The sequence below is a fragment of the Pseudomonadota bacterium genome (assembly GCA_039193195.1).
In the GTDB taxonomy this organism is placed as follows: Bacteria; Pseudomonadota; Gammaproteobacteria; order Steroidobacterales; family JBCBZW01; genus JBCBZW01.
The window spans coordinates 45,971-57,815 of sequence record JBCCWS010000001.1 but is presented as its reverse complement, the minus strand read 5'-3'; the positions used below and the strand labels follow the sequence as shown (position 1 = coordinate 57,815).

Annotated in this window: 7 protein-coding genes; 5 read left to right on the top strand and 2 right to left on the bottom strand. The window is 65.5% G+C overall.

Annotation, left to right across the window (positions count from 1 at the left end):
• Positions 1 to 223 precede the first annotated feature (223 nt).
• Positions 224 to 2,440 (bottom strand): S8 family peptidase, encoded by a 2,217-nt coding sequence (locus AAGA68_00250; GenBank protein ID MEM9383463.1) that lies wholly within the window; start codon positions 2,438 to 2,440, stop codon positions 224 to 226.
• A gap of 646 nt (positions 2,441 to 3,086) precedes the next feature.
• Here AAGA68_00250 and AAGA68_00245 point away from each other — a divergent pair.
• The 5 genes from AAGA68_00245 to AAGA68_00225 all read left to right on the top strand — a co-directional run bounded on the left by AAGA68_00245 (position 3,087) and on the right by AAGA68_00225 (position 10,444).
• Complete coding sequence (locus tag AAGA68_00245; protein ID MEM9383462.1) at positions 3,087 to 4,118, top strand: hypothetical protein; 1,032 nt, start codon at positions 3,087 to 3,089, stop codon at positions 4,116 to 4,118.
• Positions 4,115 to 6,001 carry a type II CAAX endopeptidase family protein gene (locus AAGA68_00240; GenBank protein ID MEM9383461.1) on the top strand — a complete coding sequence of 629 codons (1,887 nt, stop codon included), beginning with the start codon at positions 4,115 to 4,117 and terminating at the stop codon, positions 5,999 to 6,001. Before AAGA68_00245 ends, AAGA68_00240 begins: the two co-directional genes overlap by 4 nt.
• An 82-nt stretch (positions 6,002 to 6,083) precedes the next feature.
• On the top strand, positions 6,084 to 7,649 hold the full coding sequence (locus AAGA68_00235) for a glucan biosynthesis protein (GenBank protein MEM9383460.1): 1,566 nt from the start codon (positions 6,084 to 6,086) through the stop codon (positions 7,647 to 7,649).
• Positions 7,618 to 9,813 carry a glucans biosynthesis glucosyltransferase MdoH gene (mdoH, locus tag AAGA68_00230; protein MEM9383459.1) on the top strand — a complete coding sequence of 732 codons (2,196 nt, stop codon included), beginning with the start codon at positions 7,618 to 7,620 and terminating at the stop codon, positions 9,811 to 9,813. Before AAGA68_00235 ends, mdoH begins: the two co-directional genes overlap by 32 nt.
• A gap of 88 nt (positions 9,814 to 9,901) precedes the next feature.
• Positions 9,902 to 10,444, top strand: coding sequence for a DUF4124 domain-containing protein (locus AAGA68_00225; protein MEM9383458.1), 543 nt, complete (start codon positions 9,902 to 9,904; stop codon positions 10,442 to 10,444).
• A gap of 10 nt (positions 10,445 to 10,454) precedes the next feature.
• Here AAGA68_00225 and AAGA68_00220 read toward each other — a convergent pair whose 3' ends face one another.
• Entirely contained in the window at positions 10,455 to 11,771 is a 1,317-nt protein-coding gene (locus tag AAGA68_00220; protein MEM9383457.1) for an exo-alpha-sialidase, read from the bottom strand.
• Positions 11,772 to 11,845: the final 74 nt, after the last annotated feature.

The following is an 11,845-nucleotide window of genomic DNA, read 5'->3' as shown; positions in this document are numbered from 1 at the left end:
CTTTCTAGAGCTTGGTGAGATAGTTCTCACGCCACTGGAGTGTATTTCATCAGGGGCCAGGCATGCAGGCCCGGGACTGCGCTGGAGAGCCCTGAGAAAAGTGTGACACAGTGCGCGTAAAGGGGAGGTGAAATGGCGCGCAAGTCGCGTGATCTCGTGCGTGGACTGGATCAACCGTCCCCGCACAGCAAGTGTGCGGGGACGGTGATTGCCCTCCAATCAGCTAGTTACAGATCTTCACATCGTCGATGCCGCATTCGACGAGATCGCCACCGCCCGTCGCATCAGTACACTGCACCCGCAACGCCACGTCTGACCCTGCCGGTATGCTGGCCGACGAGGTGGCCCACGCTGCGTTCGACTGCGTATCGCCGTTAGAGACGAGCGTGCTCCAAGAGCTGCCCCCGTTCAGCGAGTACTCGACGGCAAAGCCGTCACCGCTATCGTCGTTGCCGTCCCGCTGACCGTGGAACCAGGCCACGGACAGGGTTGACGCCGCGCTCACCGACCACACGGGTGATCCGAGGATGCAGTTGCCGCCATCGACATCCGCGTTGCCGGGGCTCGTGTTGGTCGCCGTGAAGACCGAGTTGCTGCCAGAGTTGGAGCCTCCCACCTGCGTGGTGACCCCGCCGTTGGACTGCTGGGTGGGGTTGCCCAAAACATAGGCGCCCGTAGAGCAGGTGGACGCGCCGTCGTTGAACCAGCCATCGGCACCAGACTCGAAGTCGATGTCGACGCTGCAGCCACCGCCCGGCGGACTGTCGTCAACCACGCGAACACAGCGGAACTGACTCTCGTTGGTCCCGCTGCCGGAGTCCTTGTCGTTAACGAAGGCCAGGCTCATTGAGCCTGTGTAGTTGGCCCCTACATCCACCGAATAGAACTGCCAGTCACCGCTGCCGCCGTAGGTCGGAGAGAGGTCGATCTGGCCCGTTCCGGTCCAGTTCTGCGTACCCCAGAACTGGAAGTAGCGTGGGTCGTCGTTGAGCGTGTCGTTCTCATCGAACCCGATGCCGTGGATTTCACCCTGGTTGCTCGAGCGGAAGTAGAATTCCAGCGTCGTCCCAGAGCCCACCGTGAAGTCGCTCGTGGTGCGCACCCAGGTGTTACCCAACAGGTCGATCTGAACCCCGCCATCGGTCACGTTGAAGTTGTTGGCCTGGTTCTGGCCGGCAGCGCCAGTGAAGCTGAAGCCATTGAGATTCAGCGCATCGCTCGCGCACTCGGGCGCTGGCGGCGGTGGTGGTCCACCGCCGTCATCGAGGGTGTAGAGCAGCAGGTTGGGCGATCCCGAGCCAGGGTTGGACACCACGCCCACGGTCGCACGAGCGGTAAGTTCGTCCTGCACTTGGAAGGGCGTCCAGGTGGGATTCTGATCGAACACCAGGGCGGCGGCACCGGCGACGTGCGGAGTTGCCATGGAAGTGCCACTAATCGTGTTGGTGGCCGTGTTCGAGGTGTTCCAGGTGGAGGTGATCGACGAGCCGGGCGCGAAGATATCCAGGCAGACGCCTATGTTGGAGAAGGACGAGCGTGCGTCCGAACTCGTCGTTGAACCTACCGTGTAGGCGTTGGGCGCCGACGCAGGTGAGAGGTTGCAAGCATTGAAGCCATTGTCGTTGCCGGCTGCGACAGCGTAGAACACGCCCGCGTTTACCGACCCATCGACCGCATCGTTCTCGGACTGGGAGAAGCCACCGCCGAGGCTCATGTTCGCCACCATCGGGATGGATGGGTTGTTCAGCTTGCGCTGGGTCACGTAGTCGATACCGCACGTAATGGCACTGTTAGGGCAGCTCCCACCGCCATTGCAGACCTTCACCGCCACCAGGGTGGCGTCTTTCGCTACGCCCCAGGTAGCAGAGCCTACGGTGCCCGCGACGTGCGTACCGTGACCGTTGTTGTCCGACAGTCCAGTACCGATGCAGTCCGCACCCCACACGGCACGACCGGCGTAATCAACGTGACTGGTGCGAATGCCCGTATCGATCACGTAGACCTCTACACCGCTGCCGGTGAAGTCCCAGTGATAGTTGTTGTCGAGAGGCAGGGAGCGCTCGTCTACCCGATCGATACCCCAGGTGGGGTTCGACTGATCGCCCACGATGCGCGAGAGCGCGTCCTGCTCCACGTACTTCACGCGCGGGTCGGCGGCGATCTTGCGCGCCGTCGCCTCGTCCACGCGCACCGTGGCGCCGCGCAGGGCCCACGCGTAGGTACGCTCAACGTCGCCCCCGTACTGGTCGGTCAGGCGCGTCGCCAAGTCTCGCACATCCGATTCAGCGCCTCGCACCAACCCAACATCATCGCTGAACACGACGATGTACTGGCCGGCAATAGTCTGCGCACCCTGTGGTACGCGGATCGTGCCGTCCCCTGCATAGCTCGCCGCCGTGGCAGCTAGCGATGCCAACACGGCAACCGTTCTGATCCCCATGGGTCATCTCTCCTAGCGTTAGTGAAATGCGACCGCGCTCCTGACGCGGTGCGGTGCCCGAGCGGTGACCATCGAACGGGTCACGGGCGGTTGTCGTGCTCTCACGAACGGGCAATTGGGCGACGTACACGTGGTGGCGCTTGCCGCAGAGCAGCAGCAGCGGTTGACGATCCCTCGGGTTGGCTATCCGACAACACCGGATCCCCGGAACCGGCAACCTGCAACGTGCAAATCGCTCGTGGAGTGTTCACCAGCGGAGAAATTATTGTCAAACATAGATTTCGCGATTGCAGATTCCTTGGTGATGCGTCATATTTTTCGGCTTCACCGTCGCATCTAGGCGCTGGAGGCGCGGCGACACGCAATCGGCTACTCTCCAACGCTGATGCTCCCGTGCTGGGGGCGCGCCTCCCTGTCTCGCCGCGCAGCCCAACGCAGTGGCGTCCACCGCTCGCCGCGGCCCCTCGGCACGCGCCCAACGGCACTTCGGTGACGCGCAAGTCGAGCCATCGGGAGATCCGCCGTAGACGGCTACCACGTGCGCACTGCCGAGACCGCTGCTATTTTTTTCGATAGGTGCTGTCTGGACCAGCGAGCGAAAGTGCCTCGCCGTACCCTTTGGGCTGAGCCTTCACGAAAGTGAGTGATGTTGCCGAAACGCCGTAGAACACCCTTGCGCCACAAGAGCGATGCGCTCACCAGCCCCGCACGAAAGCTCAGCGGCACCGGCCGCCGCACGCAAGACCTCATCAACAGATTCAGGATGGTCCTGCTGTGCGGCACGCTCGCGGCGTTTGCGCTAGGGGCCTACGCACCGGCGGTGTACGCCGACAACCTTGGCGTAGTGCGCGCTCGCGCCGCGGCAGGCGATGCACGCGCGCTCACCCAGCTGGGCATGGCTTACTACTTCGGCCGCGATGTGGCAGCAGACTTGCCGAAGGCGCTGGGGCTGCTCGGCGAGGCCAGGGCAGCGGGGGACTCCCTCGCCCTGGCAATGCTCGGCGTGCACGCTTTACGCGAGCAGAAGATGGACGAGGCCCTGGAGCTCCTGCGCCAGGCCGCGGCAGCCGGTCACGCACTCGCCCAGCGAAACCTGGCGGCGCTCTACCTGCGCGGCGCGGACCCGAGCCCAGGTCTGGCCCTGCTCGAGGCGGCGGTGGGTCAGGGCGATGCTGCATCCATGCTCACCTTGGCCACCTACCTCGCGCAGCGCGAACCCGCGCAGGCGAACGATGCCGGGCGCGCGCGCGAACTGCTAAGACGAGCCGCCGCCCTCGGCGAGCCACGCGCTCAGTTGCGCCTGGCCGAGCAGCTGCTGGACGATGCGGCGCCCGAACACACTGATGAAGCGGGCTTCTTTCTCCGCACCGCTGGCGTCTACACCAACAACACAGCCTGGGTGCTGGCAACCGCTCCGCAAGCCGAACGGCGCGACGGCGCACGCGCCGTACGTCTGATGGAAATCCTGTTGGACAGCCCGGACCCGCGCAACGGGGAGTGGGTCGACACGCTGGCCGCTGCCTACGCCGAGATCGGTCGCTTCGACGCCGCGGTGGCCACGCAGGAGGAGGCCATCGCCTTACTAGAAGGCGAGGCGGACCCCTCGCTCCTCGACGGCATGCGGGCTCGCCTAGCGGACTATCAGGCGCGCAAACCCTACCGGGAGGCCCTGCCGTGATCGCCTCCCTAGCCAGGGTACTCCCCGTGTACCTAACCGTGGCGATCGCGCTAGCGAGTGCGATCTTCAGCCCTGCAGACGGCGCTCCCATCCACCCCGAGCACGCGGCCCTCGAGCGGCTCGAGCGAACCCTGGACGCACTGTACGAACAAGCCCGCATCGCCGCCGGCAGCGACGACAGTAATTCGCGCGGCGACGTCGCCGGCGCCATTAGCGACTGCCGCTACCTCGGACAATTCCAATACCTGGAGATGCTCGACTACGAGCGCATCGAAGCAGACCGGGAGCGCTGCGCTAGCACCGTCTCCACCCGCTACCCGGATCATCCTGAAGTCGTGCTTTACCGCTTGGAGCAGCTCAACGGCCAAGCCCTCATCGGTGAGGCGGAAGCGCTACTGGAGCGCGGCCAGGCGGTCGGCTGGACCAACCGGCAGGCGGCAAACTTATACGAGCTACTCGCTTACGCTTACGCCGAGCAAGATCTAGACAAAGCTGGCTACTACGCCAACGCCGCGATGAACCTCGATCTGTTCTCCCCCGTGCGGGAGATGGCGGTGCGCTGGCTGATCGACCGCGGCCGAACCGTACTTGCCGAGAAGGTGCTAACCGCACCGCGGCTAGCTCCCACCCTCGACCCGGCCGGCGAGATCGCGCTGCTGTTCGAACTCGGGGCCGATGATCTCGCCATCGCCCGCTATGCGGCGCTCAACGAGGATGACGGGCCAGGACACGACGAGCTCAGCCTCGCACGTCAGCTCCTTCGCTACGGCCAAGATACGCTGGCTGACGAGCAGTACGACGCTGCGGCGAACGCCCAGGCCGATTGGTATCCCGAGTTCACCGCTTCCGTGCTCTACGAGCGCTTTCGGGTGGCGCTCAACCGGGACGATCGCACTGCCGCGGTCAGCACCTACGACCGCCTGCGCGAGGGCAGCTGGAAGAACGATCCCCTGTTGCGCTTACGGCTGATGCTCGGCCGCGCCTATCCCGACGTGCCGATCACCTGGCGAGAGTTGCCGGGAGCCCTAGCGGTTCTCGGCGTCGTCCTGGGCGCGCTCCTGTTGCCCTGGCTGACGCTCATCGCTCCCGTTCACTATCGCGGACTGATGCGCCAACATGCCGCTAAGCCGCGTCGCCCAACGCCCTTTGCCTGGCGCCTAGAGCACGCGTGGTTGGCGCTGAGCCTGGCGCTGGTGCTGAACCTGGGAGCCGCGTATCTGTTGCACCCGAGCGCCTGGAGCCCGGGCCTGCCGGACGGTGACTCCCCTGTGTTGGAGAGTGCAGGGGATCTCGCCGTCGCCCACCTCACGGTCGCATCGCTAAGTGCCAACGCCCTGACCGCCGTACTCTTGCTGCCCTTCTGCGGCGGCATGGCTGGGCTTCGGCGTTTGCTGAGCAGCCGATGGGATTGGCGTCAAACGCTAACCGTGGTGCTGCTAAGTTGGCTTGGGCTGCGGGTCCTAGCGATGCTACTGATCGGCACCTTCGGACTTCACGGCGCAGGGGCCGCGGTGATCGCGCAGCTCAGTGAGCTGCAAACGGAGATCTTCGCCACCATCGAGACCCTGGGCTTGTTGCCCTCTGTGGCGCTGATGGGCCTGGTGGCGCCTATCAGTGAAGAGCTGTTGTTCAGAGGCGTACTGCTGAGCGCCTTCGCGCGTCATCTCTCGTTCGCCTTCGCCAATCTGCTGCAGGCCTCGCTGTTCGCACTGATCCACGGCGAACTCGTGCTGGCACCATTCTTTCTGGGACTCGGCTTGGTGGCGGGCTGGACCGTCAAGCGCAGCGGCGGTTTGCGCGCTGCCATATTGCTGCACATGGTGAACAATCTGGTGGCCGTGGTCCTACGCGTCGCCCTGACGTCGCTCGGCGGCGACAGCTAGCGCTCCCTTTAGTTTCTTTCTGCGTCAACCGTCGTCGAAACTGCACGTTGTGTCGTGCAGCATTGACGCGGACGATATCGTCATGGAACACAACCCCCGCCCGAAGTGCTCACCTACGCGGGGAGCGCTGATCGCCACACTCGCCGTGTGGGCCGGGCTCGCTAGCGCCCAAGACGATGCCGAGGCATCGATCGAGCCGACCACCTCTGTAGAGCGTTTCTCGCGCGCTACGGTCGTCGCCCGCGCACGCGTCCTCGCCGATTCCCCGTACGTACCCCCGGCGCAGACCCCACGGGCCCTCGCCGAACTCGACTACGACGCCTATCGCCAAATCCGCTACCGCCACGACGAAGCTATCTGGGGCGATAGCCCCACCCGTTTCGCCGTGGAGCTCTTTGCGCCGGGATTTCTGTATCGCGACCTGATCGACATCAAGGTGGTGGAGAACGGCGTGGCACGCGACGTGCGCGTCGATCGTGACTCCTTCGACGCGCCTAGCGAGGCAGTGGGCGAAGCCTTGCGCAGCGCGGGGCAATTCGCCGGCTTCCGCCTGCACTACCCTTTGAACCGAGAAGACTATCGCGATGAGTTCCTGGTCTTTCAGGGCGCCAGCTACTTTCGCGGCGTGTCTGCGGACCAGACTTACGGCCTGTCCGCGCGGGGGCTTGCCATCGATGTAGGCGAAGCCAGTGGCGAGGAGTTTCCCGTCTTCCGCGCCTTCTGGATCGAGCGCCCCGCGGCCGACGCTAATGCGATCGTCGTCCACGCCACTCTCGACAGTCCGCGCGTGGCGGGCGCTTACACCTTTCGAATCTACCCGGGTGTGGTACTGACCATCGACGTCACCGCCACCCTGTTCCCTCGCGAGGATCTGCGCCACGTGGGCATTGCACCGCTCACCTCTATGTACCTCCACGGCAGCATCGACCCACCCGCGCGAGCGGACTACCGCCTGCAGGTACATGACTCGGAAGGGCTCGCCGTGCACACAGGGTCCGATGAGCACCTGTGGCGGCCATTGAGCAATCCCGCCAAGTTGCAGTTCTCTGCCTTCGTCGACCAGGACCCCAAGGGCTTCGGTCTCATGCAGCGAAACCGATCGTTTGCTGCCTATCAAGATCTCGAAGCGCTCTACCACCGACGGCCATCGGCCTGGGTCAGCCCACGTAACGAGTGGGGCCCGGGCGCCGTGCAGCTGGTGGAGATCCCTACTCGAGAGGAGACAAACGACAACATCGTGAGTTACTTCCGGCCCGCATCGCCGCTGCAAGCCGGCAGCGAAACGCAGTTCACCTACCGTCTCACCTGGCCCGGCACGGGCCGCAGCCAGCTGCCGCGGAAGCTCGGCAGGGTGGTGCGCAGCGCCCGCGGTAACAAAGTCGGTCGCCCAGATCGGGGAGAACTGGTGGTCGACTACGAGTTCATACGCCCGCCGACAGCGACGATGCTCGACGCCATCACGCTCAGCCTTCAAGCGCCAACGGAATTGGCCGCCAACGCGCGGGTGCAACGCAACCCGCATACCCAAGGATTTCGGGTGGTGATCGACTATCGATTGCCCCTGAGGAAGGAGGCGGAGCTGCGCCTCGTTCCCGAGCACGAGGGAGTGCCCATCGGTGAAACCTGGCTCTATCGCCTCAGCCTTTGAGTTCAACGACCCACAGGCACGCCAAGCGGCCATGCCGCACCTGGCCGAACGCGCGCTGGCGCCGCCGGCGCTACACCGACGCCCGAAGCGCCTGCAACCCACGGCGAGGCCTTGGGCACAGCGGCTTCGGGTCGCCATCACACGCCTGCTCGTGCTCGGCCTCACGCTCGCCCTGTCCGCCTTCGGCATTCGGGAGGCCCACGCGGTCATCGCCGCAGGCGGGATCACGCCGCTGGAGTGGGGCTTTCTGGTCCTGTTCGCCCTCAACTTCAGCTGGGTCGCTCTGACCCTCGCGCACTCGGTGATCGGCTTTGCCGTCAGCAGCGCACCCGGCCGGCGATCACCGATCGCACGGCATCTACGAACCGCCCTGCTGATCCCGGTCTACCAAGAGGACGCGAGAAGTGTCGCCGCGCGTGCCCTCGCCATGGCGGAGGCTATCGCCGCGGCACCGCCCACTGCGCAGGAGGATGCGGTGGCCATCTTCCTGCTGAGCGATACGCGCGAGCCCGGCGCGATCCTCGCTGAGGAGGCCGTGTTTGCGCAGGCTATCGCCAAGGCACCTGAAGGCTGCCCGCTGTACTACCGCCGACGGGCTGAGAACCAAGAGCGCAAGGCGGGCAACGTGGCTGACTGGGTGGCACGTCAGGGCGCCGACTGGGACGCGATGGTCATCCTAGACGCGGATAGCCTGATCAGCGCCAACTGCGTTTCGCGCCTCGTGGCTCGACTGGAAGCTAACCCAGATCTTGGATTGATCCAGACGTTGCCGGTGGTCGCCGGTGGGCGCACGCTCTTCGCTCGCCTGCAGCAGTTCGCTGGCGCTTGCTACGGCACCCTTCACGCTCGTGGACTCGCCGCCTGGCACGGTCGATCCGGCAACTACTGGGGACACAACGCCATCATTCGCGTCGAAGCCTTTGCTGAGGCGGCGCGACTGCCCGTGCTCTCCGGCAAGCCGCCCTTCGGAGGCCACCTGCTGAGCCACGACTTCATCGAAGCAGCGTTTCTACGCCGCGCAGGCTGGGGCGTGCGCTTCGATGCGGATCTCGAGGGCAGCTACGAGGAGGCACCGCCCTCGCTGGTGGAGACGATCGTGCGCGATCGACGCTGGTGCCAGGGCAACCTCCAGCACGTGCGCGTGCTCGGCGCTCGTGGCGTGCGCACCGCGAGCCGACTGCATCTGCTGCAAGGCATCTACGCCTACCTGAGCGCGCCCGTGTGGTTCGCCCTGATCATCTGCGGCCTCGGGCTTGCCCTACAGGTGCAGCTGGTGCAGCCCGACTACTTCGCGGAGCCCTCCCTGTTTCCCACCTGGCCCGTCTTCGACACCGAGCGCGCGATCCAACTGCTGTGCGTGACCGTCGCCGTCGTCGTGGCACCGAAGTTGCTGTCTTTGGTGCACACGCTGCTCCAGCCGCATCGCTGGCGTGGCTTCGCCGGTCCAGTCAACCTCACAGCCAGCGTGGTCTTCGAGACCGTAGTCTCCGCCCTGTACGCGCCCGTACTGATGGCCGCTCAGTGTCGTACGGTGGCTGCGGTACTCGTCGGCGCCGATAGTGGCTGGAAGCCACAGCAGCGAGAGGGCGCCCCTGTCGCCTTCACCGATGCCTGCCGTGTCCACTGGCTCGACACCCTGCTGGGCCTCTCGCTGGTTGCCGTCGCGGCCTGGGTGGAGCGGGATCTGCTTTACTGGCTTGCGCCGCTCACGGTTGGTCTCGTTTGCTCCATCCCCCTCTCGATGGTGAGCGCTAGCACGCGTATTGGCCGCTTCACCCACTGGCTCGGCCTCGGTCGGGTGCCGAGTGAGTGCCAGCCACATGCCCTGTTCGCGCGCACCGACTACTGGCGCGAGCGCCTTCCGCAGCCCGAGCCCGAGCCCGCCCCTTTGCACAGACTCACGCAAGATCGCCAGCTACGACACTGGCATTGCGCGCAGCTACCGGCTGCCCCGGCGCGGGTAACAGACTATGGTGAGCCCCTCCTCAGCGCCCTCGCCAAAGCGGACCGATGCGCAGACATCGATCAACTCAGCGATTGGCTCGACCAGAGCCAACTTAATGCACTCATTAATTACGGGCCGTTCTTTGAACGCTTCGACCAGGTGGGCGAGGTCACCGCCCTGATGCCGGCGCCTTGGCGACGATCAGCGAGCACCAACTAACGCCGGCTGCCGCCGATGGTGCTAGCAGGGAACTTCAGACCCTGGCCTCAGTCTATACTCCCGTGCACGTCTGTTGCTCGGAGGCGCCATGTCCGCACACCGTCTGACATCATTGATCGCCGGCACGGTTGGAGCCGCCGTGCTCACTTTCGCTGCCGTGGATAACATCCACGCGCGCGAGGTATATCGCTGGGTTGATAACGAGGGCGTCGTGCACCTGAGCGATACGCCGCCGCTCAGCGCGCGGGCAGAGACGCTCATCGTTCCCGTGGTGACACCGACGGCATCACCCGCGCAGATTGTGCCTGCGGCGCGCGCACTGCCTGCGCGTGCGCCCAACGAGGCTCCGCTCAACCCCGCGTCCGCCAGCCGCGTGGTGCAACAGGTGGAGGTGTTGGCGCCAAGCCCCCCTGTCGCGCCGCCCCTGACGGCGCGGCGCGACGGCTGGTTCTTTACCCCACTTCTAGGTAACCCGGCACCCCGCGCGAGCAATCCAGCCCTCGGGCAGGCGCAGCGACAGGCCTTGGAGCAACGCGGGTTGAGCGGCGCAAGGCGCCCGGTGAGTATCAACTCCAGCGCTCACGCCCAGCGCGTTGCACGAAGCCAGCGCTTGCCGTTAGGTGAACCGTAAGACTCGCTACCTAGTGAGCCGAAATCGCGGCACCAGCCTGCTCTTTGAGATCTTCGCCGAGCAGCGCGGCCAAGGGCACGCTCGCCGACCGCACGCGTTCTGCCTCCGCATCGGTCCATGCCAACACCAGCTGCTCTTTCCAAACGGCAAGCTGGGGGAACCCCGAGGGTCGCGCTGCCAGCGTTTCCACCAGCGGTAAGATCGGCCCTACCTGCCCCGTCTCGCCGACGAACCGAAGGCTGATCTCTCCGCGTGCTCCCGCTTCACCCTTCCCGACGTGACGCAACCAGCTCACGAGTGCGCCCCGGGCGCCGGTCAGCAACGCGACATCCACTCGACCGAGCGGAGCGCGCGAATCGACCGTCACTGGTGCGCCGAAGCTGGCGCCCGCATCGGTCGACCACGCCAGGTTGACGAGGGGCTGATCATCGGCGCCGCTATACCAAGCAACCGCCACACGATTGCCGTGCGCGTCGATGGCGGGGCCGTTTACCGGGCAACCTCGCACCTTCCAGCGCCGTGTACCCACGGGACCGCCCAAGACCCACCCACCATCCACCAGACGCGCAATGTGGATGTCGCGAACCTCATCTAGCGTACGATTTCGATAGGCCGCCACAGGTCCTGAGCTGGTCACAGCCACGTCGGTCTGACAGCAATCGCAAACCAGGTCATCTACCTCGAGCGCCTCCAAGCGCGCGCCGGCCGGCGCGAAGCGCGCCGCGCGCAAGGTCATGCCGCGGACCGTCGGCTCAGGCTTCGCCGTCGCGTCCGCATGGTCGTGGCCGCCGTCACTGCCGGTGTATCGCCCATCCAACCATAGGGCGCCTACTGCGTCGCCCCAAGGGAAGAGGCTCACGAACCCGTGCTCCGTCGCTGTCCCGTCCGTGTGCGCGAGCAGCGGGGCCGACCAGGTGTGGCCAGCGTCCTGCGAGAGGCTCAGGTACACGTCATAGCTGTAGCGCCCGCCGGGGCGGCGCTGCAGCCAGTGAGCTGCCCAAAGCCCCTGGTCGTCGATCGGCACCACGGACGGAAAGTCCGCCCAATTGACGAACCACTGGCGCCCCGTCGCCACGGCGGGACGCGCCTGCCAACCCGTCTCGCTAAGGACTGCCTGGCGGAGCACTTTGCCGCCGCCAGAGACAGGCTCGAGCCAACTGAGCACTAGCGTGTCGCCGACGCTCGCGAGATGAGGTTGAGCGCTCTGGGTGCCTGCGGGTGTCGGCACAAACTGCACCGAATCGGCGAGGCCGTCGCCCTGGCGCGCCAGGGCAGCCGAAGCGCTGAGCACCAGGATGCCGAGCGAAGAGACTGCAGATCGGCGCAACGGAGGGCTCCCGAGTGTGTTCCATCGCTAAAGGGGGAAGGAGCATGTCGCATGGTCGCGGCGAATGCGAGCCG